We start from the raw sequence: 25,614 nt of genomic DNA on the forward strand, positions 1-25,614 counted from the left end.
GACTCGTTTTATCATGAATTATAACTGGGCCTTTCCGCTCTGGCGCTGGGGACCAGGGCATGGATGGGGACAGCATGCGCAGATTTTTCAGTACGCTTCTTTGGTCATCGGCTTTGGGTTGGTCGATCCTGGCAGGCGCGGCATTTGCCCAGGAAGCCGCTCCGACGGACCAGCAGGGAGCCACCGTGCTCGATCAGATACTGGTCACCGGCCGCAATGAAAGGTCGATTTCCAGCGTCGCTCAGTCTGTCCAGGTCGTGGAACAGGAACAGGTCGAGGAAGCCGCGGAGGAAAATATCGACGCCGCGACCCTGATCAGCCGCATCGTCCCCGGCTACGCGCCACGCAACCAGACCATTTCCGGCGCTTCGGAAACCTTCCGCGGGCGCAGCGTTCTCATCATGGTCGATGGTGTGCCGCGCAACACACCGCTGCGGGACGTCTCACGCATCCTGTCGATGATCGACCTGAATTCGGTCGAGCGCATCGAAGTCATCAATGGCGCGTCCAGCCTTTATGGCGCCGGCGCCACCGGCGGCACGATCAACTTCATCACCAAGCGCGGCGACAGCGACAAGCCGAAGGTGACGGTGCGCACCGGCGTCGCCGCCTTCACCGAAAACCCCGGCAAGTCGGCCGGGCCAAGCACCAGTGTCTCGGTCGAGGGCAAGAAAGGCGATTTCGACTATTTCTTCTCGGCGTCCGGTGATCTGTCGCGCCGCACCTATGACGGCCACGGCAACGAGGTGGCTTCGGACGCCATGCTTGGGCAAGGCGGCGGCGACCGCACCGGCACGGGCAATCTCTTCGGCGTGGCCGGCTACCAGTTCGATTCCAGGCGCTTCGAGGCCAGCGTCGACTGGACCTATGCCAACCAGAAGCCGGACTGGTTCACCGATTACAGGACCAATCCCGTCTCCCCGGATTTCGGCGATCCCTATGAAGGCAAGCCGCTGAAGGAAGATTCGAAATATCTGACCGCCAAATACACCGACAGCGACTTCGCGCTCGGAAACCTCGAGGTCAAGGCGTTCTACAACGACATCTTCAAGCAGTCGCCCTTTACCAAATTCTCGGCCGTCAACAGCCAGGTGTATTTACCGACGAACCCGACGCGGCCGGTGATCCTGCCGCCGGGTACGGACCCAACCGCCGACTTCAACCAGACGGCGCTGCAATCGCGGCGCAGCGGCGTCAACCTGACCGTCAACACGCCGATGGACTTTATCACTCAGGGCAGCACGCTGACCTGGGGCGCCGACTACGTCTTCGATGCCACCGATCAGCAGCTGACCAACGGTCAGGACGCCATCTCGCCCACGACCCAGAACTCGGTTGCCTTGTTTGCGCAAGGCGAAATTCCGGTGACGGATCGCTTTCGCATCAGCGGCGGCGCGCGCTACGACCAGTTTTATCTCAATGTTGAAGACTTCACCCGGCCTGCCGCTGCCGTTCTGCTCGGCCGCAACATTATCGGCCTGCCGGCGATCCAGGTGACCGGCGGCTCGTTCGACTACGACGCCGTCACCTTCAACGCCGGCGCCGTCTACGATCTGACCGAAAGGATGCAGCTTTTCGGCAATTTCTCGCAAGGCTACAGCCTGACCGACATTGGCGGCTTCACCCGCCGGGCCGGGTTGAACTCCAACGCCGAAACCTGCGACGCCTATGGCACCGCCATCCGGCCGCTGCTGCCATGCACCAACGCGCCGGATTACGCGATCAGCTATGCCGATATCGCGCCTGAACCCCAGCTGGTGAACACCTGGGAAGCCGGTCTGCGCGGCGATTGGGGCGACTATCGCGGCGGCGTCAGCACCTATCTGTCGACCTCGGACAACGGCGTCAGCTACGACATCGTCAACAACCGGGTATCGCAGCAGAAGGAACGTATCTGGGGGGTCGAAGCCAATCTCGAGGCAGACCTCAGCGGCATGTTCACGCTGGGCGGATCGGTCGGCTATGTCGAAGGCAAATACGACGCGGATCACGACGGCCACATCGAAGCTAACGAATATCTGCCCAACAACCGTATCCCCTCGACCTACAAGGGCCTGGTCTATCTCACCACCCGTTTCGAGAACGAGCTGACCCTGCGCAGCGAGTTGGAGCTGTTTTCCGGACGCGACCGCATCGCCACCCAGGAACTGGACGGTGCAGCACTGGTCAATCTCGCCGTCTCGAAGACGTTCGGCAATGAAAGCGTGCTGAACCTTGCCGTGCGCAATGTGTTCGACACCTACTACATCAACCCTTCCGCATCGGCGACCCGCGGCGCCGACGTTCCGGGTCTGGGACGTTCGGTTGCGTTGTCCTACCAGATCACATTCTGAGGGGCGGCGGTGGCGGTGTCTCTCCAACGAAACGGTGCATTAGTCTCGCTGCTGGCAGAAGCGCCAGCCGATCCGGCGGATGGCGCGCGCTATATCGAGGCGCTCGGCCGCCTTTCGCAGGAACGGGAGCCGTTCGTGCTGTTGGTCGATATCCGCATCGAGATCGCGCTGAGCGACGCCCAGCGCAAGGCGCAAAACCTCTGGTACAAGGCGGAACGCGAGCAGCTCGAAAAAGCCTGCCGCGCCTGTGCGCTGGTGCGCCCCGCCGCCGACGAGAACATGCAGCGCGTCTGGCAAAGCCTGTTCGGCTTTCCAGTGCTCGTCACCCGCAGCCGGGCGGAGGCCGGCGCCTTCCTGAACGGTTACGCACCGAAGGACTATGTCAAATGAGCGCCGACGCAGACCGGCCGGCGCCCGCCGGGCTTTCGCGCCTGCGGCTTTTCGTCGTTCTCGCCTGCCTTTATCTGGCGCAGGCCATCCCGAGCTATCTGTTTGCCGCGGCGATCCCGCCGATCCTGCGCGAGCAGGGCGTGTCGCGCACCGCCATTGGCTCGATGGCGCTGCTGATGCTGCCGCTGGTGCTGAAATTCCTGTGGGCGCCGCTGGTCGACCGCTTTCGGCCAATGGCCCGCGCCCATCGCGCCGGCTGGGTCATCATCACCCAGATCGGCGTCATCGCCGGCATCGCCGCCATGCTTTGGATCGAGCCGACCGATGTCGCCGGTATCTTTGCCGTCGGCCTTGTCGTGAGCCTGTTGATGTCGACCCAGGACATCGCCACCGACGGCTACGCGGCCAAATATCTCGACCCGAAGGACAGGCCGATCGGCAATGCGATCCAGGGCGGCGCCGTCGCGCTCGGCGTCGTTCTCGGCGGCACGCTCGGCCTGTTGGCTTATCATCATGCCGGCTGGCAAACCATGGTGGCCATGGTGGCCGCGCTGTCCATCATCCCGCTGGTCGCCGCCTTCGCCATGCGCGAGACCGATCCCGTCGCCAGCGCGCCGCAGGCGGCCATCGATCGCCCCTCGATCCTGCGCTTTCTGCGCCGGCCGGAGGCACGCCAGATCCTGTGGATCGCGCTCATCTACCGCGCCAGCGAGGGGCTGGTGAAGTCGATGGAAGGCTCCTATCTCGTCGATGCCGGCGTGCCGCTCGATATCATCGGTTATCTCTCGGGCGGTGCCGCGCTCACCGTCGGGCTCGGCGGCTCGGCGCTGGCGGCGTGGCTGCTGCACAAAAGGGGCGCCGCCTCGGTGCTCGGCCTGCTCGGCGCGCTGCGAACCATCTGCTTCCTGATCTTCGCGCTGCACGCTTTCGGCGCTATCGCCGGCTTCTGGCCGATCTTCGGCGCCTCGTTCCTGCAGACGCTGGTGCGCTACATGGAGATCGTGGCGCTCTACAGCCTGTTTATGGCCGTGACGTCGTCGGACCAGCCGGGCACCGACTTCACCATCCTGTCCTGCGCCCAGCTTATCGTCTACCTCGTCGGCTCCATGCTTGCCGGGCGCCTCGCCGACATGCTCGGCTACTCCGCGCTGTTCACCCTGGCGACCGTGCTGTCGGGCATAGCCGTGGTGGCGACCTATCGCATGTTGAATGCCCATTTCGCCGATACCGCAAAAGCCCAACCGGGTACTCCGATGCCGCCATTGCCGGAGGTCGCCGAATGAGCGCGGTCTTCCTAACGCCCGGTCTCACGAACCATGGCAGCGAGACAGGCGGCGGCCAGCGCCAACGCCGCGCAGCCGGCCAGCGGCGCAAAGGGCCAGAGCGTGAAGGCGAAGCCGCCGGCCAATGCGCCGATGCTCTGGCCGAGCACATGGGTGCTGGTGAGCCAGCCGGCCGCCGCGCCCTGCTCGCCGGGCTCCAGGCGCTTCATCAGCCAGGCGGTGTAGCCGGGTGTAGCCAGGGAAATGCCGGCCGCTGCCACCACCAGAGACGCTGCCGAGGCAACATGGCTGGCCGTGACGGCCAGCGCCGTCATGCCGACGCAAACCATGAGACAGCCGACGATGACGCTGTTGCGCTCCGCCAGCCGCAGGCGCGCCATGAGCAGTCCCTGGACCAGAACCATGACGACGGCGACCAGCATCAGGGCCAGGCCGGTCAACGTCGTGGCCTGCGTCGCACCAAGGCCAAAACGCTGCTGGACCATCGGGCCGAGCATCATCTGTGCCTGTCCGAAGCCCAGAGTCAGGCACAAGCCCATCGCCAGGCAAGGCAGAGCGCGGCGATCGAAGGGCGATATTCCACGGCCGACGTCGGCCGCCCTGCCGTCGGTCCGTCCGCCGGCTTCCCCTTTGCCCCGCGCGAGCCACAGCAACAGCGGGCTGAACAGGAACAGGATGGGCGGCAGCAGCGGCGACAGGACGGCAGCCGTTGCCGCCAGCGCGCCGGCCAGCCGCCCCATGCTGACGCCGGCGCCAAGCAGTCCCAGCGCGGCCTGTCGCCTGTCATCGGCAACCGAGCGGCTGGCCCAGACCTGCGCCGTCGGCATGACGCCGGACGCGGCAAAACCGTACACGGTTCGCGAAAGCATCAGCAAAGCGATGCCCAGCGCGGCTCCCGTGCCGGCTATCAGCAGAATGGCGAACACCGCCTGGCCGGCCAGTATGGCGAGGCCGAGCAAGCGCAGCAGCCTGGCATGGCCAAGCCGCTCGCCCATGCGGCCCCACAGCGGCGAGCCGACCAGAAAGGCCGCCGCGCCGACAGCAGTTGCCGCGCCGATGGCAAACGTGTCGACCCTCAGCCGCTCCATCACCAGGGGAACGAGCGATACGAAGGCCGACTGGCCGAAGCCGATTGCCGAGACCGCGATTGCCAGGCGGCGCAGAAGCGAAGATCGATTTTTCACCCGGGTCGTCATAAGGCGAAGCTTATTTCTTGTCTAGAATAGATAATCAACAGAAATGTTTAAAGTCGACACGTATAAATGTAATGCATGCAGTATATTATGATTTATGAGGATGCACATGGAACAAGCAAAACCAGATTCTTCCTCTGCATTAAGCCCGTTCCTCAACGCGTTGCTGCGGGAATGGGATGGCTGGGAATTCGTCGACGCCAGGCAAACCGGGCTGTTTCGGCCGCAGGCAGCCGTGCTGCGTCTGAATTTCCCTGCCTCGCGCGCGGCGGTGCTCGTCGAGGCGCGGCATCGCTCGAAGGTTGGTTACCACGATTTAGCGATGCCGCTCTGGCGCCTCGATATTAGTAACGAGGGGGCCGATGGCGAAGCGACCGAGATCGACCTTTTCAGCCTTTTGGCGCTGATCCTGGCGGATCCCGACATTGCCGGCCGGGCGACAGCGAAAAGCCGACTGACCTTCCTGCGCCGCAGCCTGGCCAGCATCGCCGCAATCGCTGACGCGACTGCGGCGCGTGGATCGTCGCGGCCCTTCTCCGAAGGCGATCCTGATTTCATCGATGCCGAAAGCGCCCTGCGCTTCGGCCATGCCGTGCATCCGGCGCCGATGAGTCGCGAAGAGTTCACGCACACGGATTCCGCGCGCTTCGGGCATGAATACTGCAATGCGTTCAAACTGCGCTGGTGGGCCGTCGACCCGACCATCCTCACTGGAGGCAGCGTCGAGCCGCTAGATGTCACCGAGATGGTCCGCGGGCTTGCCGCCAGCGATCCGCAGCTGCTTGCTCGGGCTGGCAAGCAACAGGGCAAGGTTCTCGTTCCGATGCATCCGTGGCAGGCCGTACGGCTCATGCTGGAAGACCGCGTCGAGCGCCTGTTTCGCGCCGGTCGTATCGTCGATGTTGGGCTCGGCGGACCAGCGTGGCGGGCCACGACCTCGCTGCGCACGGTTCATTCGTCTGAAGCCGAGTGGATGCTGAAATTCTCGCTCAGCCTGCGCCTGACCAATTCCAGGCGCATCGTCGAGGAGCATGAGTGCCGGCGCGGCCTTTCGGTGCACCGGCTGGTCAAGGGCAAGCTCGGCTATGCCTTGCAGCGGCGCTGCCCGACCATGACGGTGCTGGGTGAGCCCGCCTGGTTCGGCCTGCGTGACGAAGACGGCCGGCTGATGACGGATACCATCGTCTCGTTTCGCGAAAATCCGTTTCGCGGCACGGGCAATCCGCCGGCTGCCGTTCTCGGCGCGCTTTGCGAGCGCCATCCCGGCCGTACCGAAAGCCATCTGTCCGACCTGGTCCACCGTATCGCCCGCGACGAGAAGCGACCTGTCGAGGAAACGGCGCGTTTGTGGTTCGAGCGTTTCCATCATGCCGCCATCGAGCCGTTTATCGTTGCCTTCTCGGAATTCGGCCTGCTGTTCGGCGCCCATCAGCAGAACCTCGTCGTCGGTCTTTCCGGAGGCTGGCCGAATGCGCTCTATTTTCGCGACTGCCAGGGCACCGGTTATGTCGAGGAATTTCTGCCCAGGCTGCGCGAATTCGTGCCCGAGGCCGGTCAGGCGGGCGATCATGTCTTCCCAGCGGAAGCGGCCGCGAAGCTGTTCGGCTACTATCTGGTCGTCAATGGCGCTTTCGCCGCCGTCGCAGCCCTTGCCGCCGCTGGCCTCACCAACGAAGACGATCTGCTGGCGATATTCCGCCGCTCGCTCGAGCGGCTGGCCGCCACGCCGATGGCTGACCGGTCCTGCGTCGACTATTTGCTCAACGCGCCGACGCTCGCCGCCAAGGGCAATTTCCTGATCGCGCTGCGCGACATCAATGAGAACACCGAGGTGACCGACCCGCTGGCCGGTTACGTCGAGCTTCCCAACCCCCTGCATGTGAGAGAATACGCATGAACATCGAGGCTGCGAAAAACTGGTCACCCGCCACCGTCGCCGGCAACGAAGGATGGCAGCATCTGGCCTCGGCCGCGGAGCCGCTCGCCATCCGTGCCGGCGATGGCCATGTCAGCCTGGTCAACGCTGAGGGAACAGCGGTGGGACAGGCCCGCATCTCCATCGCGGATGGCCGCCTGCTCATCGATGACGTCGCGTTCACGGGAGGCCGTCTCGATCAGCCGCAGGTCCTGGCGGGCCTCGTCGACGCGGCACTGTGCCTGCATCCTACCTTCGACCGCGCCTTCCTGCCGGCGGCCAAGACGCTGTGGCCGGTTTCGGCGCTGGCCACCGAGACGGCCGCAGGCGAACCGGAGCGCGCCGTCATTCATCGCTCGGTCCTGCGCCAGCTGCCGCTGCTGTGGCGCAGCCAGGCCTCGCATGTCACCTATCCGGCATTGACGACCGCTATCGGCCCGGAAGACCGGCTGCCGCCATTGCGCCAACCGCGCCCCTGCGGCCCGATGTACGAACGCTGGATTCCGGAAATCGGCCTCACCGTGTCGCTGCGGCCGATCGACCGCCGGACCGATCTCGACCTCTTCCATCGCTGGATGAACGATGGCCGCGTCGCCTTCTCCTGGGAACTTGCCCAGAGCCATGAGGATCTCGACAAATATCTCGCCGAGCAGGAAAGCGATCCGCATATTTTCGGCGTCATCGCCAGCTTCGACGGCGAGCCGACCGGCTATTTCGAGTTCTACTGGGCCAAGGAGGACCGGCTCGGGCCCTATTATGAGCCGCACGACTGGGACCGCGGCTGGCATGGGCTGATCGGCAATATGCGCCATCTCGGCCGGCCGAAGACGCTGTCACTGTTCCGCTCCGTCACCCACTATCTGTTCCTCGACGAGCCGCGCACGCAGCGCGTCGTCGGCGAGCCACGCGCCGCGCACCAGAAGATGCTGAGCTATTGCGCCGGCGCCGCCTACGACAAAGTCAAGGAGTTCGACTTCCCGCACAAGCGCGCGGCGCTGGTCTGCTGCGAACGCGAGCGCTTCTTCCGCGAGGTGCCGCTGTGACGGTGCAGCAACCGATTGCCAAAGCGGGGGAGGCGACACGCTGGGCCGCGATCAACCGCGACGCCGTCGCCAAGGCCATTTCCGAACTGACCTTCGAGGAGTGCCTGTCGCCGCGCGAGCTTTCGCCCGGCCGATGGGAGCTGACGCCCGGCCCCGGCGTGACCTATCGCTTTGCCGCGACGCGGCGCCTGTGGGGCCAGATCGCCATCCGTCCGGAGACGCTGACTCGCGACGCCGGCATCGAGCTGCCGGTCGACGATGCGGTCGCCTTCTTCGCCGACGCGCGCGAGACGCTCGGCATGTCGCCGGCAACATTCTGCACCTATGCGAAGGAGCTTTACAACACGCTGATGGCCGACATGCGGATCGCCAAGGCACGCGGCAATCGACCGGCCGCCGATCTAGCCGCGCTGCCGGATACCGAGTTGCAGGCATTGCTCGACGGCCATCCGAAGGCCCCTGCCAACAAGGGACGGCTTGGCTGGGGACGGGACGACTTCGAGCGCTACGCGCCAGAATCGGCCACCGCATTCCAGCTCTTCTGGCTTGCCGCCGCCAGCGATCGCTGCCTGCTGGCGCTTGACTGCGGGCTCGACGAAGAGGCGCTGCTGCAGGCCGCACTCGGCGACTACGAGCGCGCAAGGCTCGAAGCGGCTTTCAGCGCCGCCGGGATCTCGCGATCGACGCATAGGCTGCTGCCGGTCCACCCCTGGCAGTGGCAGGCGATGATCGCCTCGCAATATGGTAGCGAGATCGCCGCCGGCCGGCTGGTGCCGCTTGGCCAGTTCGGCGATCCGTTCCTGCCCTTGCAGTCGCTGCGCACGCTTGCCAATGTGGCACGGCCCGAGGCGCTGCACGTCAAGCTGCCGCTGACCGTCCTCAACACCTCAGCGTGGCGCGGCGTGCCGGGCAAATACATGGTGATCGGCGCCGATCTGTCGCGCTGGCTGGCCACGGTGGCGGCCGCGGACCCGGTGCTCAAGGACGTCAAGGTCTTGCAGGAAGTCGCCGGCGCCTTCTATTCGCATCCGCACTATACCGGCGTTGAAGGCGCGCCCTATCAGTTTTGCGAGATGCTGGGCGCCATATGGCGCGAAAGCCCCGAAAAGGATCTGACAGCGGGCCAGCGGCCGATGATGATGGGCGCCCTGCCGCAGCGCGACGCCCATGGCAGGCCGATCGCCAGCGCCCTCATCGAGCAATCCGGCCTTGGTCCGGAGGCATGGCTGGACCGCCTGTTCTCCACGGTGTTCGTGCCGCTCTACCACTTCATGTGCCGTTACGGCGTCGGCTTCATCGCCCATGGCCAGAACGTCACCATCATCCTCGACGGAGCGGCGCCTCTCGGCGTGGCGGTCAAGGATTTCCAGGGCGACCTCGATCTCGTCGACCAGCCGTTTCCCGAACTGGCCGGCCTCGACCCCAAAATCCTGTCGACGCTGAAGCGCCGGCCCCCGGCACATCTTCTCCAGCATCTGCAAACGGGACACATCGTCAGCGTTCTGCGTTTCCTGTCCGAGGCGCTGGCCGCCTATGACCGCTTCGACGAGAGGACTTTCTACGCCATCCTGGCCGGCGCCATCCGGCGCTACCAGGCGCAGAACCCGGATCTGTCGGAACGGTTCGCGCTCTTCGATCTGTTTGCTCCGAAGATCCCACGCATCGCCATCAACAAGGTGCGCTTCGCCATCGGCTACGGCGACAGCGGCGAACGCCCTCTGCCCGACCTTGGCACACCGCTCGACAATCCGCTTAACCCCGAGTCAGCCCGGCGATCTCCCATCAGCCCAGCCAGCTCCATAAGGAGTTCGCCATGACCCATACGCTTGACCTCGCAGGCATCGGCATCGGGCCGTTCAATCTCAGCCTCGCCGCCCATCTCGATGCGGTGGACGGCGTCGAAGCGCGCTTCTTCGATCGGGCGACGCGGCTCGAATGGCATCCGGGCATGATGCTGCCGGGCGTCGAACTGCAGACATCCTTCCTCAAGGATCTCGTCACCGCGACGCATCCGACCAGCCCATGGTCGTTCATGTCCTATCTGGTCGCGCAGAAGCGGTTCTATGAATTCCTCAACGCGGATTTCTCAGCCATCCCGCGGCCGGAATTCGCCCGCTATCTCGGATGGGTCGGCGAGAACTTGTCTTCGCTGCGCTTCGCCAGCGCCGTCGACCGGATCGACTTCGACGGAACGAATTTCAGGCTGCGTATCGGCCGCGAGCAGGTGAACGCGCGCAATCTCGCCATTGCCGTCGGGCTGGTGCCCAACATCCCCGCCTGGGCGCGGGCGGCGGCCTCCGATCAATGCTTCCACAACGCCCAGGCCGCCAACCGCCTCGATCGCCTGAGCGGACAGCGTGTCGCCGTGATCGGCGGTGGCCAGAGCGGCGCCGAAGTGCTTCTGCATCTGATCTCCTCCGACCGCTTCGCCGGCCGCGAAATCGAGTGGATCTCGATGCGGCCGAATTTCCTGCCACTGGACGACTCGCCTTTCACCGACGAACTCTTCACGCCGGGCTATGTCGAAAACTTCCATCGGCTGCCGCAAGGGCGGCGCGGGACGATCCTGGAACAGCAGCTGCTTGCCGGTGACGGCGCATCGACGAGCACGCTGAAGGCGATCTATCGCCAGCTTTACACGCTGCGGCACCTCTCGGAGGAAACGACGGCGGTCAACATGACGCCGCACCGCGAAGTGCTGAACGTGACGCGGGAAGGCAGCGAATACCGGCTGATCATGCGCAACGGCTTCGACGGCGCCATCGAGACGCGCACCGTGGATGCGGTGGTTCTGGCCACCGGCTATGCCTTTGCCATTCCTGATTGCATGGCACCGCTCATGAACAGGATCGCGCTGGACGAGCGCGGTCATTACAGGCTCAACGCCAGCTTCGAGGTCGAATGGGACGGGCCCGACGACCGCCGGATCTACGCGCTCAATGCCGGCCGGCTCAGCCATGGCATAGCCGAGCCGCAGCTCAGCCTGATGGCTTGGCGCAGCGCCAAGATCGTCAATTCGCTGCTCGGGCGGGCACAGTTCGATCTCGATCTGCCCGATCCGCCGGTTGCCTGGAGTTCAAGGCACACGATACAAAGCCTGCATCATCTCGGCGCCAATGCGAGGATGACCGAATCGGGCGCGCGGTGATGTTTGTGGAGGCGGGCCGAAGAGCGTGGTACGGCGCGCGTTAAGATTGACATCGACCCGTAAAGCTTTTCTGTGAGAGAGATCGTTCGGTCCTGCTGGAGGCTCAGCGCATGAAAACCCTTGGCCTCATCGGCGGCATGAGCTGGGAATCGACGGCGATCTATTATCGCCTGCTCAACGAGATCGTGCGCGAGCGGCTGAGCGGGCTGCATTCGGCAAAGCTGTTGCTCTATTCCTTCGACTTCGCCGAAATCGCCGACCGGCAGCATCATGGCGACTGGGACAGTGCGGGCGTGCTGCTGGCGGATGCGGCGCGCAAGCTGGAGGCGGGCGGCGCAGAGGGGCTTTTGATCTGCACCAACACCATGCACAAGCTCGCCGACCGGGTGCAGGCGGCGGTGTCGATCCCGCTTATCCACATTGCCGACGCCACGGCCGTCGCGGTCAAGGGCGCCGGCGTCAAGCGGCCGGCGCTGCTGGCGACCCGCTTCACCATGGAGCAGGATTTCTACAAGGGCCGACTGACGGAGAAATACGGGCTGCAGCCCGTGGTGCCGGACCAGGCCGGGCGCGACATGGTGCACCAGGTAATCTACGACGAGCTCTGCCGGGGCATCGTCAGCGCGGCATCGAAGGCGGCCTATATCGACGAGGTCGCCCGTCTGCGACGCGATGAGAAGATCGATGGCGTCATCATGGGCTGCACCGAGATCACCATGTTAATTGGCCAGCGCGATTTCGACATTCCGGTGTTCGACACCACGCGCATCCATGCCGAGGCGGCGGTCGCATTCATGCTGCCCTGAAGGGCCAAAACAGAGATCAGGGCTGGGCGGCCACGGCGACATTGCCGCTGCCGACAACTTTCAGCTTCCATCGATCTGCTTCCGTGCCGGCCAGATTGAGGTGCCTGGTCAGGAAATAAAGGCGATCGGTGTCGGGGCCTTTGGCTGTGCAAAACCGGTCCTGCAGATAGGAGGGAGGCGTCGCCTGACAATACAGGTTGGCCACGATGCTGGGCGGACGCGCGCGCGGCCTAAACAGCCTTCCGCTCCTTCACGAATTGCGTGCCAAAACTGCCGCGCGCTTGACTTCTTTTTGCAGCGACATTCAATGCATCCGGCATTGCTGTGAGGGGATGAAAGCAAGATGGAATTTGCGTTTCCGTGGCCGACCAGCCAGGGCGAATGGCTGGCTTGGTCCAGCGCCGTCGTCACCTTGGCGCTCGGTCTGCTGTTTTTCCTCGCGCCAGGGCTGGCATTTCGGATTCTGCGGCTGCAGGTCCGGCCCGAAAGGGCAGCGGCAATCGCGGAAGGGCGCGGCCGGATGTCGGGCTTCTATCTCGGCGTCAGCCTGTGCTGCATTCTGTTGGCGCAGCCGTGGCTCTATATGGCACTCGGCTTTTCCTGGCTGTTCACCGCTTTTGGCCGTTTGCTGTCGATGATGTCGGACGGCGCCAACACGCCTTTCAACTGGGCGTCGATCGTCGTCGAACTCGTCCTGGCCGCGTTGCCGCTTGCCTTCGTCTTCGGCTTTCTGCCCTGAATCGGCAGCCAATCCAAAGGCTTCGGTTGAACTCTGCGGCCGGATGCGACAATAGTGCCCGAAAAGCATGCGGGACGACGCATTGCGGTCTTAAAATGCCTGTGCTAGACGGCAATCGACTTTCGGCCGGGGATAGCGGAAGCCGCGCCTCCGTGCTTGGAAAAACTTAGTAAGGTCAAAGATTTAGCCAGAGTTTTTGCTCGCGCCAACAATCTGCGGCCCCTCAGACAAGAGAAAAGACGGTCCGTGGCTCAATCGTCATCGCCAATCTCGGGTGTCGCAGAACGCTACGCGGGTTCGCTGTTCGAACTTGCGCGGCAGTCGAATTCGGTGGCCAAGGTCGAGGCCGACCTCGACAGTTTCGCCAGGATGCTGGATGACAGCGCCGACCTGACGCGCCTCATCAACAGCCCGGTGTTCTCCAGCGAGGACCAGGCCAAGGCAATCGCGTCGATCGCCGACAAGGCCGGCATCACCGGCCTGACCGGCAATTTCCTGCGCGTCGTCGCCCGCAACCGCCGGCTCTTCGCGGTGCCCGGCATGATCAAGGCTTTTCGCAAGATCGCCGCCGAACAGCGCGGTGAGACATCAGCCGAGGTCACTTCGGCGCATGAACTGACGGCTGCCCAGCAGACCGAACTCAAGGCCGCGCTGAAAGGCGTCGCCGGCAAGGACGTGGCCATCACTGTTACCGTCGATCCGTCGCTGCTCGGCGGGCTGGTGGTCAAGATGGGCTCGCGCCAGATCGATACGTCGCTCAAAACCAAACTCAATTCGCTCAAGCTTGCACTGAAAGAGGTCGGCTGATGGACATCCGCGCCGCGGAAATTTCCGCAATTCTCAAAGACCAGATCAAGAATTTCGGCAAGGAGGCCGAGGTCTCCGAAGTCGGCCAGGTGCTGTCCGTCGGTGACGGTATCGCTCGCGTCTACGGCCTCGACAATGTCCAGGCCGGCGAAATGGTCGAATTCCCCGGCGGCATCCGCGGCATGGCGCTCAACCTCGAAGCCGACAATGTCGGCGTCGTCATCTTCGGCGCCGACCGCGACATCAAGGAAGGCGACATCGTCAAACGCACCGGCGCCATCGTCGATACGCCTGTCGGCATGGGCCTGCTCGGCCGCGTCGTCGACGCGCTCGGGAATCCGATCGACGGCAAGGGCCCGATCAAGGCGACCGAACGCAAGCGCGTCGACGTCAAGGCGCCAGGCATCATCCCGCGCAAGTCGGTCAACGAGCCGATGTCGACCGGCCTCAAGGCCATCGATGCGCTGATCCCCGTTGGCCGCGGCCAGCGCGAGCTGGTCATCGGCGATCGCCAGACCGGCAAGACCGCGATCATCCTCGACACGATGCTCAACCAGAAGGCCGTGCACGACAACGGGCCGGAAAAGGAAAAGCTCTACTGCGTCTACGTCGCCATCGGGCAGAAGCGCTCGACGGTCGCGCAGTTCGTGAAGGTTCTCGAAGAGCGCGGCGCCCTTGAATATTCGATCATCGTCGCCGCCACAGCTTCCGATCCGGCGCCGATGCAGTTCCTGGCGCCGTTCACCGGCGCCACCATGGGCGAATATTTCCGCGACAACGGCATGCATGCGCTGATCAGCTATGACGATCTGTCGAAGCAGGCCGTCGCCTATCGCCAGATGTCGCTCTTGCTGCGCCGCCCGCCGGGTCGCGAAGCCTATCCGGGCGACGTGTTCTACCTGCATTCGCGCCTGCTCGAGCGCGCCGCCAAGCTCAACGACGATCTGGGCGGCGGTTCGCTGACCGCGCTGCCGATCATCGAGACGCAGGCCAACGACGTGTCGGCCTACATCCCGACCAACGTGATCTCGATCACCGACGGCCAGATCTTCCTCGAAACCAACCTGTTCTTCCAGGGCATCCGTCCGGCGGTCAACGTCGGCCTGTCGGTGTCGCGCGTCGGTTCGTCGGCGCAAATCAAGGCGATGAAGCAGGTCGCCGGCTCGATCAAGGGCGAGCTCGCGCAGTACCGCGAAATGGCTGCGTTCGCGCAGTTCGGCTCCGATCTCGACGCCGCCACGCAGCGCCTGCTCAACCGCGGCTCGCGCCTGACCGAACTGTTGAAGCAGCCGCAGTTCTCGCCGCTCAAGGTCGAGGAGCAGGTCACGGTGATCTTCGCCGGCGTCAACGGCTATCTCGACAAGCTGGCGCTGAACCAGGTCGGCAAGTTCGAGCACGGCCTGCTCAGCCATATGCGCTCGGCCGGCAAGGACGTGCTGGACGGCATCCGCAAGGAAAAGGCGCTGTCGGACGATCTGCGCGCCAAGCTGAAGGCCGAGATCGACGCCTTCGCCAAGACCTTCGCTTGAGAAGAAGCCGGACGCTCGGGATCAGGTTTGAAGCATGCCTTCATTAAAAGACCTTCGTAACCGTATCGCCTCGGTCAAGGCGACGCAGAAGATCACCAAGGCGATGCAGATGGTCGCCGCGGCGAAGCTGCGTCGCGCGCAGGAAGCAGCGGAGGCGGCGCGTCCCTATTCCGAGCGGATGGGTGCGGTGCTGGCCAATATCACGCAGGCGATCGGCGGCGGCGGCGATGCCCCGGCGCTGATGACCGGCACCGGCAAGGACGATGTGCATCTGCTCGTCGTCTGCACGGCCGAGCGCGGCCTGTGCGGCGGCTTCAACTCGCAGATCGCACGTCTGGCCCGCGACCATATCCGCCGGCTTCTGGCCGACGGCAAGCAGGTCAAGATCATCTGCGTCGGCAAGAAGGGTTTCGACATTCTGCGCCGAGACTATGCCTCGCTGATTATCGACCGCGTCGACCTACGCGATGTCAAGAAGCTCGGCTTCGTCAATGCCGATGCGATCGCCCGTAAGATCATCCATCTGTTCGGCGAAGGCGGCTTCGATATCTGCACGCTGTTTTATTCGCAGTTCAAGTCGGTGATCAGCCAGATTCCGACCGCGCAGCAGATCATTCCTGCCGGCGTGGCTTCGGCTCCCGCCGAAGCGACCGCCGGTGGCAATGCCGTCTACGAATACGAGCCGGAGCCGGGCGAGATCCTCACCGACCTCATTCCGCGCAACATCTCGGTCCAGGTCTTCCGCGCGCTGCTCGAAAACGCAGCCGGCGAGATGGGCGCCAAAATGAGCGCCATGGACAATGCAACGCGCAATGCCGGCGACATGATCAACAAACTGTCGATCACCTATAACCGCCAGCGGCAGGCGCAGATCACCAAGGAACTGATCGAAATCATTTCGGGCGCCGAAGCGCTCTAGGCGCGACCGCCAGGAGGTCATCGACCTTCTGATGGAGCGTGAGAAACAAAGGACGAGAAGGGTAAAGACGATGGCGAAAGCAGCGACCCCCGCGAAGACGGCCCCCAAAGCGGCCGCAAAGGCTCCGGCAGCAGCGGCGAAGGCCGCTCCGGCCAAGAAGGCGGCCGCGCCCGCCAAGGCCGCGGCCCCGGCAGCGAAGACGACGAGCGTTGCCGTCAAGAAGACCGGCGCCATCGGCAAGGTTCGCCAGGTCATCGGCGCCGTCGTCGACGTGCAGTTCGGCGATCATCTGCCGGCCATTTTGAACGCCATCGAAACCTCCAATGTCGGCAACCGCCTGGTGCTCGAAGTTGCCCAGCATCTGGGCGAAAACACCGTGCGCTGCATCGCCATGGATTCCACCGAAGGCCTGGTTCGCGGCCAGGACGTCTATGACACCGGCGCGCCGATCACCGTTCCGGTCGGCCCGGGCATGCTCGGCCGCATCATCAACGTCATCGGCGAGCCGGTCGACGAAGAAGGCCCGGTCGACGGCATCGAGATGCGCGCCATCCACCAGCCGGCGCCTACCTATGTCGAACAGTCGACGGAAGCGCAGATCCTGATCACCGGCATCAAGGTGCTCGACCTTCTGGCGCCCTACGCCCGCGGAGGCAAGATCGGCCTGTTCGGCGGCGCCGGCGTCGGCAAGACGGTTCTGATCCAGGAGCTGATCAACAACGTCGCCAAGGCGCATGGCGGCTTCTCGGTCTTCGCCGGCGTCGGCGAGCGCACCCGCGAGGGCAACGATCTTTATCACGAGTTCATCGAGTCCGGCGTCAACAAGAAGGGCGGCGGCGAAGGCTCCAAGGCGGCACTGGTCTATGGCCAGATGAACGAGCCGCCGGGCGCGCGTGCCCGCGTCGGCCTGACCGGCCTGACGGTCGCCGAATATTTCCGCGACCAGGGCCAGGACGTGCTGTTCTTCGTCGACAACATCTTCCGCTTCACGCAGGCCGGTTCTGAAGTGTCGGCGCTGCTCGGCCGTATTCCTTCGGCCGTGGGTTACCAGCCAACGCTGGCCACCGACATGGGTGCGCTGCAGGAACGCATCACCACAACGACCAAGGGTTCGATCACTTCGGTGCAGGCGATCTACGTGCCGGCCGACGATTTGACCGACCCGGCGCCTGCGACCTCGTTCGCCCACCTGGACGCGACGACCGTGCTCAACCGCGCGATCTCGGAAAAGGGCATCTACCCCGCCGTCGATCCGCTCGACTCGACCTCGCGCATGCTCGATCCGCTGGTCGTCGGCGAGGAGCACTATGCCGTCGCCCGCCAGGTGCAGTCGATCCTCCAGCGCTACAAGTCGCTGCAGGACATTATCGCCATCCTTGGCATGGATGAGCTGTCGGAAGAGGACAAGCAGACGGTGGCCCGCGCCCGCAAGATCGAGCGCTTCCTGTCGCAGCCGTTCTTCGTCGCCGAAGTGTTTACGGGTGCGCCGGGCAAGCTGGTCGACCTCGCCGACACAATCAAGGGCTTCAAGGGCCTCTGCAACGGCGACTACGATCACCTGCCGGAAGCCGCCTTCTACATGGTCGGCGGCATCGACGAAGCGGTCGAGAAGGCTCAGCGCCTGGCGGCTGAAGCAGCGTAATCAAGGCAATAGGGAGTAGTCAGTAGTCAGTAGTGAATAGCGGCCGGGTGATCAGGACAGCTGTCCTCTCCCTACTCCCTACTCACTATTCCCTACTCACTAAATTGACATGGCTGAAGCTTTCAAGTTCGAACTGGTCTCGCCGGAGCGCCTCCTGGTTTCCGAGCAGGTCGAGTCCGTCGTCATTCCAGGCGCCGAAGGTGAAATGACAGTCATGGCGCACCATGCGCCAGTCATGACCACGATCAAGCCGGGCGTCGTCACGCTGAAGACCGCCGGCGGCAAGGAAGAGCGCTATGTGGTGTTCGGCGGCTTTGCCGACATCGTCCCTGCCGGCTGCACGCTGCTCGCCGAATCGGCGGTCGCCGTCGGCGATATCGACCGCGCCGATCTCGCCCGCCGCATCCAGGAAGCCAAGGAAGACGCCGCCGACGCCAAGGACGACCAGAGCCGCAGCAAGGCGGAGCAGTTCCTTAGCCAGCTTACCACGCTCGAAGGCGCGCTGCTGCCGGCGTAAGCCGCAGAATGACTTGAAGAAAAGGCCGGGCTCAGCCCGGCTTTTTTGTTGCGGCCGCCATCCTGGATCGTCTCGCATAGGCGCAGGGCCTTGGCGGGATTTCAGGGCGGGCAGCCAGCATGATCAGATCGGGTGGCGGCATGCCGGCTGCCAGTCAGGGCGAGATGAGCTTGTATTAGGCGATGGCGCCGGCGGAACCGCGATTTGGCTGCGGCGGTACAGTCGGATCGGGGCTTGCCCCTGCTTTCTGGTTGTTCGACAGTCCGGCTGTCTATCGATTTGGGGTGGCCGATGACGGAACAGACAACGCAACCGGAAGCGGCCTCGCGATCCCGGTGGACGACGGCGCTGATCGCGGCCTTTGGCGGTCCGTTCGGCGGGTTCCTTTGGATCGGCGCCGGCCGGCCGGCGGTTGCCAGCCTGGTGGTGATCAGCGCCATAAGCATTGCGCTGACATATGTGGGATTCCCGGTTCTGCCGGGGGTCGATCTCGCCTGGCTGGTGGATCTCTCCAGTTTAGGTCTCATGGTCCTGTGGGTAGCGCTCGTCGTGCCTTTCGCGTCACGATACAGACCGAACCGGTGGTATTCACACGGCCTTTCGGTGCTGCTGTTGGCCGTGCTGACCTCCTACGGAGCCGCGTTAGCGATCCGCACATTCCTCTTCCAGCCGTTTTCGACCCCGGCAGGCAGCATGACACCAACGCTGGAACTCGGCGACTATTTCTTCGTCTCGAAGTTTGCCTATGGTTACAGCCGCTACAGTGTTCCTCTTGGGCTGCTGCCCTTCGAAGGCCGGATCTTTGCCGCCGAGCCGAAGCGCGGAGATATTGTGGTGTTCAAATTTCCAGCGGATCCGAGCATCGACTACGTCAAGCGGGTCGTTGGACTGCCGGGCGACAAAATCCAGATGGTCGACGGAATCCTTCGCATCAATGGTGTGGCGGTCAAACTCGAGGATGTTGGTCCGTACAGCTCCGAGGACTCTCCCCAAAGCGCCAGACTGCAACGTGAAACCCTCCCCAACGGCGTTTCCTATTCCGTCATCAGTCTTACGGACAATTCAATAACCGACAACACGCGGGTGTTCGACGTGCCCGAAGGCCACTATTTCGTGCTTGGCGACAACAGGGATAATTCCTCCGATAGCCGGCTCAGTGTCGGCTTCGTTCCTGCCGAAAACCTGGTCGGCAAGGCAGTGCGACTGTTCTGGAATTCGCAAGGCACGGAGTATTCGTCGCGGCAGAGGCTGGACGCTCCGGCGGGACAATAGGCTTGAAATGGGCGGTTCCGGACCAGCTTCAGCCTACGTTTGTCGGCTCCGGTATGCCGAGCGCTGAGAGCGCAAGCACGATCCCGCCTTGCAGGATATGCTCGCGATGAGCGGCGACCAGTTCGATCAGCGTCTGCCGCTCGGGCTTGCCGCTGGCGAAGCCGGCCCAGTCGAACACCGCCGCTACTCGTTCCAGCATCCGTCGTTCGTCGAGCGCCGCCAGCGCCGCGTCGAGCGGATCGGTAAAGTGGGCTTCCGGCAGGTCCTTGCCGCGCGCCTCGCAGGCGGCGATCCAGGCGGCGATCACCAGCGTCAGATGCTCCGGGACCAGGCCGGCCTGGATGCACTCGATGGCGGTAGCGACAATGCGCTGCGGCAATTTCTGGCTGCCGTCATTGGCGATCTGCGCGGTGCGGTGGGCCAGCGCGGTGTTGGAGAAACGTTCGGCAAGTTCGGCCGTATAGGCTGACGTGTCGAGCCCGGCATCCCCAGGCAATGTCGGGATGGCCTCGGCCCAGAGCCGGTCGACGAACGCGCGGATCGCGGGATCCGCGAAGGCGCGGTCGACGGTGACGTGGCCGCTGAGCAGGCCGATATAGGCGATGCCCGAATGGGCGCCGTTGAGCAGCCGAAGCTTCATGTCCTCGAACGGCCGGACATCCTCGACCATGGTGACGCCGAATTTCTCCCAGGCCGGGCGGCCGGCTGGAAACCTGTTTTCGATCACCCATTGCCGGAACGGTTCGGTCATCACCGGCCAGGCGTCCTCGAGGCCGAGTTCGACCGCGATGCGCGCCCGGTCGGCATCGGTGGTTGCCGGCACGATGCGGTCGACCATGCTCGATGGGAATGCAACGTCATCGGCTATATGACCGGCGAGGGCAGCGTCGCCTGAAGCAGCAGCGCCGGCATCGCGCAGTTTTGCAAACCCGACCAGCAGCCGGTGCAGCGTGGCGCCATTGGCCGGCAGGTTGTCGCAGCAAAGCACGGTGAAGGGCGGCGTGCCGGCGGCCCGGCGTCGCACCAGCGCTTCCGCCAGGAATCCATGCGCTGTCCTGGGAGATCCGGGATTGCCCAGATCGTGGACGATATCGGGATGGTTTTCGTCGAGGCTGCCGTCGGCGGCCCTGAGATAGGCCTTTTCGGTGATGGTCAGGGTGACGATGCGGGTGCGCGGGTCGGTCAGCGCGGCCAGCACCGCGCCGGGGTCTTCCGGCGCGACCAGCATCGACTGGATCGAGCCGATAATGTGCAGCGCTTCGCCATCGCTGCCGCGCACCGCCAGCGTGTAGAGCCCGTCCTGTGGCGTCAGCGCATCGCGCGTGTCGGGGCTGCGCAGCGAGACGCCGACAATGCCCCAGCCGGTCTCGCCGGCCGCTAGGCAGTCATCGACATAGGCGGCCTGATGGGCACGGTGGAAGGCTCCAACGCCGAGATGGACGATGCCTGGGGCGACACTGGCGCGATCATAGGGGGGGACCGCGACCGAGGCCGGCAAGGATTGCACTGTTGCGTTGGAAAGGCGTCTGCTGGTCATGGCTTGGCTTGTTGGGCGCGGCTTGTCGCTGGATGGTGTGCGGGGCGGGATCTGCTAGCGGCGTAACATCCGCTCTTCCGCCGCACAATGACCTGACGCCGGTTAAAAGTCATCATACAACAATCCAGTTTTTGTATGTTGACATTATTTCTTTCCAATCCTACCGATATCGCCCCTGGGAGGAACGACGTGGCGGGACTGACCGATCCGGATCTGCTTTTTGCCGCCGAAGGGCGCGCGCTGTCGATCGCGCGCGATCTCCATGCCGGCATCAAGGACCTGCCGATCATCAGCCCGCACGGCCACACCGATCCGCGTTGGTATGCGCTCAACGAGCCATTCCCCGATCCCGCGCAATTGCTGGTGGTGCCCGACCACTACATTTTCCGTATGCTGTTCAGCCAGGGCGTGCGGCTGGAAGATCTCGGCGTCCCGACCCTCGACGGCTCGCCGGTCGAGACCGATCCCAGGGCGATCTGGCGGCGCTTCGCCGAGCACTATTACCTCTTCCGCGGCACGCCGACGCGGTTGTGGCTCGACCATGTGCTCGAGCATCTGTTCGGCATCGAAGAGCCGCTCAACGCCAGCACCGCTAGCCGCCATTACGACACCATCGCGGCGCTTTTGCAGCGCGACGATTATCGCCCACGCGCGCTGTTCGAGCGCTTCAACATCGAGGTCATCGCGACGACCGAGGGCGCACTCGACGATCTCCAATGGCACAAGACGATCCGCGACAGCGGCTGGCAGGGCCGCGTCATCACTGCCTACAGGCCGGATGCCGTCGTCGATCCCGACTTCGAAGGATTTTCGGCCAATCTCGATCGTCTGGGCGAGATCGCCGGCTGCGACACCGGCACATGGGCCGGCTATCTCGACGCGCATCGCCAGCGCCGCGCCTTCTTCAAAAGCTTCGGCGCAACCTCGTCGGACCACGGCCATCCGACGGCCGAGACCGCCAATCTTTCCGATGCGGCGGCGGAAGAGCTGTTCGACCGCATCCGCCGCGGCTCGGACGACGAGCGCGAGCGCAAGCTGTTTCGCGCCCAGATGCTGACCGAAATGGCCAAGATGAGCCGCGACGACGGGCTGGTCATGCAGATCCATCCCGGCTCCTGGCGCAACCACTCGCCTGGTGTTTTCCAAAAATTCGGCCGCGACAAAGGCTTCGATATTCCGACCCGCACCGACTATGCCGCGGCGCTCAAACCCTTGCTCGACTGCGTCGGGCTGGAGCGCGACCTCTCCATCATTCTGTTCACGCTCGACGAGACCAGCTACGCGCGCGAACTGGCGCCGCTGGCCGGCGTCTATCCGGCGTTGAAGCTCGGGCCGGCCTGGTGGTTCCACGACAGTCCGGAAGGCATGCGCCGGTTCCGCGAGATGACCACCGAGACCGCCGGCTTCTACAACACCGTCGGCTTCAACGATGACACCCGTGCCTTTCCGTCGATTCCCGCCCGTCACGATGTGGCGCGCCGGGTTGACTGCGCCTTTCTCGCCCGTCTCGTCGCCGAGCACCGGCTGCGTGAGGACGAGGCGCATGAGCTGGCGCGGGAGCTTGCCTACACGCTTGCCAAGAAGGCGTACCGGCTGTGAGCCGGGCGCGTGGAATTTTAAAAGGGAGGAAGACAGTCATGTTGCATTTTTCAAAACTGATGGCAGCCACATTCGCCTTCGGCTCGCTGATGATCGGCGTTGCCGGCGCCCAGACCGTACTGCGCTCGGCCGACACCCATCCGGACGGGTATCCGACCGTCGAGGCGGTCAAATATCTCGGCGAGCTCATCAAGGAGCGCACCGCCGGCCGCTATTCGGTCGAGGTCTATCATTCGGCGCAGCTCGGCGAGGAAAAAGACACGATCGAGCAGACGCAGACCGGTGTCATCGATCTGAACCGCGTCTCGATGGGTCCGTTCAACGGCATCGTGCCGGAAACCGCGGTGCCGTCGCTGCCCTACATGTTCCGTTCGGTCGAGCACATGCGCCATGTCATGGACGGGCCGATCGGCGACGAGATCCTCAAGGCCTTCGAGACGCATGATCTGGTCGGCCTTGCCTTCTACGATTCCGGCGCCCGTTCCTTCTACAACACCAAGAAGGACATCACCTCGATCGCCGATCTGAAAGGCATGAAGTTCCGCGTCATCCAGTCCGACGTGTTCGTCGACATGGTCAACGCGCTTGGCGCAAACGCCACGCCGATGGCCTATGGCGAGGTCTATTCGGCGCTCGAAACCGGCGTCATCGACGGCGCCGAGAACAACTGGCCCAGCTTCGAATCCGCCAAGCACTACGAAGTCGCCAAGCACTATACCGTCGACCAGCACCAGATCGTGCCGGAAGTGCTGGTGATGTCGAAATCGAGCTGGGACAGACTGACGCCGGAAGACCAGGCGATCGTCAAGCAGGCGGCCAAGGATAGCGTCGTCAAGATGCGCGAATTGTGGGACGCGCAGGAGAAGAAGTCGCGAGAGATCGTCGAGAAGGCCGGCGTCAAGGTCAGCGAGATCGACAAGCAGCCGCTGATCGATGCGATGAAGCCGGTCTACGACAAGTATCTGAAGACGCCGGAGCTCAAGGACCTCGCGACGCGCATCCAGGCGACCAAGTGATTTTCTGGCGGGGCGGCATGGCGCCGCCCCGCCAATCGCTTTTAGGGGACGGAAAGACCGGGAGGATCGGATGACTGCGGGAACGGCCAGGAGCGGAGCGCCACCGCGCTTCAGCGCGGTGCTTTCGAAGATTTGCGACGGTGCGCTCTATCTCGCGGGCATCGGGATGGTCGCCATGACCGCGCTTGTTGCCTACCAGGTGTTTTCCCGCTTCGTGCTCAACGCGTCACCGAGCTGGACCGAAGTCACCGCCATCATGCTGATGAACTGGTTCATCTTCCTGGGCGCTGCCGTCGGCGTGCGCGAGAATTACCATATGGGCTTCGACGTGCTGCTCTATATCCTGCCCAAGGGCAGCAAATGGGCGCTGCGCACCCTGTCCGACCTGATCGCGTTCGGCTTCGGCTTCGGCATGGTCTGGTACGGCTGCAAGCTGGTCGGGCTGACCTGGCACACTGTCATCCCGGCGCTCGAACTTCCCGGCGGTTTCGACTATCTGCCGCTGGTTGCCGGCGGCTTTCTGATCTGCCTGTTCTCGGCCGAACGCATCGCGCTGCGCTGGTCCGGCGCCGACATCGACAAGGATATCAATCTCGAAGAAGTGCCGGAAATGCCGGCCGTGCAGGAGGCCTAGATGGAACTCTGGATCCTGTTTGGCGTCTTCACGCTTTTGATGTTTGCCGGCACGCCGATCGCCTTTTGCCTGGGTGCGGCGTCCTTCGCCACCGTGCTTTATCTCGGCCTGCCGCCCCTGGTGGTGTTCCAGCAATTGAAGTCGGGCATGTCGGCGTTCTCGCTGATGGCGATCCCGTTCTTCATCTTTGCCGGCGACCTGATGGTGCGCGGCGGCATCGCGCAGCGCATCGTTTCCTTTGCCGGCTCGCTGGTCGGTCATGTCCGCGGTGGGCTCGGTCAGGTCAACATCATCGCCGCGACGTTGTTCGGCGGCATTTCCGGCTCGGCGGTGGCGGAAGCCGCTGCCGTCGGCGGGCTGATGATCCCGCAGATGAAAGCGCGCGGCTACGGAGCCGACTATGCCGTCAACGTCACCTCGATGGCGGCGCTGATCGCGCTGCTTCTGCCGCCGTCGCAGAACATGATCATCTATTCGATCGCCGGCGGCGGCAAGATTTCGATCGCCGACCTGTTCACCGCCGGTATCCTGCCGGGTCTGCTGTTCGCCGCTTCGCTGATGGTCACCGCCTATTTCGTCGCCCGCAGCCGCGGCTACCCGGTCGAGGCTTTTCCCGGCTTCTCGCGTGTCGGCCAGCTGGCGGTCATCGCCATCCCCGGACTTCTGCTCATCGGGATCATCTTCGGCGGCGTTCGCTCGGGCATTTTCACGGCGACGGAAAGCTCCTGCATCGCCATCATCTACGCTTTGCTGGTCACCGTCTTCGTCTACCGGTCGATGGCCTGGGGCGATTTCGTCCATGCCACAAAGGGCGCGGTGCGCACGACCTCAATGGTGCTGCTGATCATCGGCACGGCGGCCTCGTTCAGCTGGCTGATGGCCTATCTCAAAGTGCCGGTGTTGCTGATCGCAGGCATGAACGCCATCTCCACCGATCCGCTGGTGGTGCTGCTTCTGCTCAACGTCTTGATGCTGCTGCTCGGCACCTTCATGGACATGGGGCCGATGATCATCATCTGCACGCCGATCTTCCTGCCGCTGGTCACCCATTACGGCGTCGACCCCGTGCATTTCGGCGTCATCACCATCCTCAATCTCGGCATTGGCCTCAACACGCCACCGGTCGGCACGGTGCAGTTCGTCGCCTGTGCCGTCGGCAAGATTACGGTCTGGGAAGCGATGCGCTCGATCTGGCCGTTCTATGGCGCGGGCATCGTGGTTCTGGGGCTGGTGACCTATATTCCGGCGATTTCGCTCTGGTTGCCGAGCGTGTTCAAATAGGCGTCTTCAAA

21 protein-coding genes are annotated in these 25,614 nt (G+C 63.9%); 19 read left to right on the forward strand and 2 right to left on the reverse strand.

Annotated elements, in window-relative coordinates; genetic code table 11:
• Positions 1-74 precede the first annotated feature (74 nt).
• Genes NL532_RS05240 through NL532_RS05250 form a run of 3 tightly spaced genes read left to right on the forward strand, consistent with a single transcriptional unit; the run spans position 75 to position 4,006 of the window.
• Entirely contained in the window at positions 75-2,333 is a 2,259-nt protein-coding gene (locus NL532_RS05240; protein ID WP_023829317.1) for a TonB-dependent receptor, read from the forward strand.
• Between the two features lie 15 nt (positions 2,334-2,348).
• Positions 2,349-2,723 carry a hypothetical protein gene (locus NL532_RS05245; RefSeq protein ID WP_155923829.1) on the forward strand — a complete coding sequence of 125 codons (375 nt, stop codon included), beginning with the start codon at positions 2,349-2,351 and terminating at the stop codon, positions 2,721-2,723.
• Positions 2,720-4,006 carry a RhtX/FptX family siderophore transporter gene (locus tag NL532_RS05250; protein ID WP_023829316.1) on the forward strand — a complete coding sequence of 429 codons (1,287 nt, stop codon included), beginning with the start codon at positions 2,720-2,722 and terminating at the stop codon, positions 4,004-4,006. The genes NL532_RS05245 and NL532_RS05250 overlap by 4 nt, the downstream gene beginning before the upstream one ends.
• 11 nt (positions 4,007-4,017) lie before the next feature.
• Here the strand turns inward: NL532_RS05250 and NL532_RS05255 are convergent, their stop codons facing one another.
• Positions 4,018-5,190, reverse strand: a complete 1,173-nt coding sequence (locus NL532_RS05255; protein WP_031203239.1) for an MFS transporter — start codon at positions 5,188-5,190, stop codon at positions 4,018-4,020.
• A gap of 118 nt (positions 5,191-5,308) precedes the next feature.
• Here NL532_RS05255 and NL532_RS05260 point away from each other — a divergent pair, with 118 nt between their 5' ends.
• From NL532_RS05260 to lepB, 12 genes are all read left to right on the forward strand, one after another.
• The gene (locus tag NL532_RS05260; RefSeq protein ID WP_286487931.1) at positions 5,309-7,096 is read left to right on the forward strand and encodes an IucA/IucC family protein; all 1,788 of its coding nucleotides are present in this window, start codon (positions 5,309-5,311) and stop codon (positions 7,094-7,096) included.
• On the forward strand, positions 7,093-8,157 hold the full coding sequence (locus tag NL532_RS05265) for a GNAT family N-acetyltransferase (RefSeq protein WP_023829314.1): 1,065 nt from the start codon (positions 7,093-7,095) through the stop codon (positions 8,155-8,157). The genes NL532_RS05260 and NL532_RS05265 overlap by 4 nt, the downstream gene beginning before the upstream one ends.
• Positions 8,154-9,974, forward strand: coding sequence for an IucA/IucC family protein (locus NL532_RS05270; RefSeq protein ID WP_050590974.1), 1,821 nt, complete (start codon positions 8,154-8,156; stop codon positions 9,972-9,974). The genes NL532_RS05265 and NL532_RS05270 overlap by 4 nt, the downstream gene beginning before the upstream one ends.
• On the forward strand, positions 9,971-11,305 hold the full coding sequence (locus tag NL532_RS05275; RefSeq protein WP_023829312.1) for a lysine N(6)-hydroxylase/L-ornithine N(5)-oxygenase family protein: 1,335 nt from the start codon (positions 9,971-9,973) through the stop codon (positions 11,303-11,305). The genes NL532_RS05270 and NL532_RS05275 overlap by 4 nt, the downstream gene beginning before the upstream one ends.
• Before the next feature lie 110 nt (positions 11,306-11,415).
• Positions 11,416-12,111, forward strand: coding sequence for an aspartate/glutamate racemase family protein (locus NL532_RS05280; protein ID WP_023829311.1), 696 nt, complete (start codon positions 11,416-11,418; stop codon positions 12,109-12,111).
• A 343-nt stretch (positions 12,112-12,454) separates the two neighbouring features.
• Positions 12,455-12,850 carry an AGROH133_08824 family phage infection protein gene (locus NL532_RS05285; protein WP_023684099.1) on the forward strand — a complete coding sequence of 132 codons (396 nt, stop codon included), beginning with the start codon at positions 12,455-12,457 and terminating at the stop codon, positions 12,848-12,850.
• Between the two features lie 246 nt (positions 12,851-13,096).
• Positions 13,097-13,657 carry a F0F1 ATP synthase subunit delta gene (locus tag NL532_RS05290; RefSeq protein WP_023688887.1) on the forward strand — a complete coding sequence of 187 codons (561 nt, stop codon included), beginning with the start codon at positions 13,097-13,099 and terminating at the stop codon, positions 13,655-13,657.
• Positions 13,657-15,186, forward strand: coding sequence for a F0F1 ATP synthase subunit alpha (gene atpA, locus NL532_RS05295; RefSeq protein ID WP_023684101.1), 1,530 nt, complete (start codon positions 13,657-13,659; stop codon positions 15,184-15,186). Before NL532_RS05290 ends, atpA begins: the two co-directional genes overlap by 1 nt.
• Positions 15,187-15,220: 34 nt before the next feature.
• A complete protein-coding gene (locus NL532_RS05300) occupies positions 15,221-16,105 on the forward strand; it encodes a F0F1 ATP synthase subunit gamma (protein ID WP_023668672.1) in 885 nt (294 codons plus the stop codon).
• Positions 16,106-16,175: 70 nt separating this feature from the next.
• Positions 16,176-17,747, forward strand: a complete 1,572-nt coding sequence (gene atpD, locus NL532_RS05305) for a F0F1 ATP synthase subunit beta (protein ID WP_023668673.1) — start codon at positions 16,176-16,178, stop codon at positions 17,745-17,747.
• Positions 17,748-17,856: 109 nt separating this feature from the next.
• On the forward strand, positions 17,857-18,264 hold the full coding sequence (locus NL532_RS05310; RefSeq protein ID WP_023668674.1) for a F0F1 ATP synthase subunit epsilon: 408 nt from the start codon (positions 17,857-17,859) through the stop codon (positions 18,262-18,264).
• 525 nt (positions 18,265-18,789) lie between these two features.
• On the forward strand, positions 18,790-19,536 hold the full coding sequence (lepB, locus tag NL532_RS05315; protein WP_032892998.1) for a signal peptidase I: 747 nt from the start codon (positions 18,790-18,792) through the stop codon (positions 19,534-19,536).
• Positions 19,537-19,564: 28 nt separating this feature from the next.
• On the opposite strand, the gene NL532_RS05320 is transcribed toward lepB, so the two are convergent.
• A complete protein-coding gene (locus NL532_RS05320; RefSeq protein WP_023688888.1) occupies positions 19,565-21,073 on the reverse strand; it encodes a mannitol dehydrogenase family protein in 1,509 nt (502 codons plus the stop codon).
• 189 nt (positions 21,074-21,262) lie between these two features.
• Between NL532_RS05320 and uxaC the strand changes: the two genes are divergently transcribed.
• From uxaC to NL532_RS05340, 4 genes are all read left to right on the forward strand, one after another.
• Positions 21,263-22,672 (forward strand): glucuronate isomerase, encoded by a 1,410-nt coding sequence (gene uxaC / locus NL532_RS05325; protein WP_023829309.1) that lies wholly within the window; start codon positions 21,263-21,265, stop codon positions 22,670-22,672.
• Positions 22,673-22,710: 38 nt separating this feature from the next.
• Positions 22,711-23,688 (forward strand): TRAP transporter substrate-binding protein, encoded by a 978-nt coding sequence (locus NL532_RS05330; RefSeq protein WP_023684104.1) that lies wholly within the window; start codon positions 22,711-22,713, stop codon positions 23,686-23,688.
• Positions 23,689-23,758: 70 nt separating this feature from the next.
• The gene (locus tag NL532_RS05335) at positions 23,759-24,322 is read left to right on the forward strand and encodes a TRAP transporter small permease (protein ID WP_023668678.1); all 564 of its coding nucleotides are present in this window, start codon (positions 23,759-23,761) and stop codon (positions 24,320-24,322) included.
• Positions 24,323-25,603 carry a TRAP transporter large permease gene (locus NL532_RS05340; RefSeq protein ID WP_023684106.1) on the forward strand — a complete coding sequence of 427 codons (1,281 nt, stop codon included), beginning with the start codon at positions 24,323-24,325 and terminating at the stop codon, positions 25,601-25,603.
• Positions 25,604-25,614: the final 11 nt, after the last annotated feature.

It is taken from the genome of Mesorhizobium sp. C120A (assembly GCF_030323105.1).
Classification (GTDB): Bacteria; Pseudomonadota; Alphaproteobacteria; order Rhizobiales; family Rhizobiaceae; genus Mesorhizobium.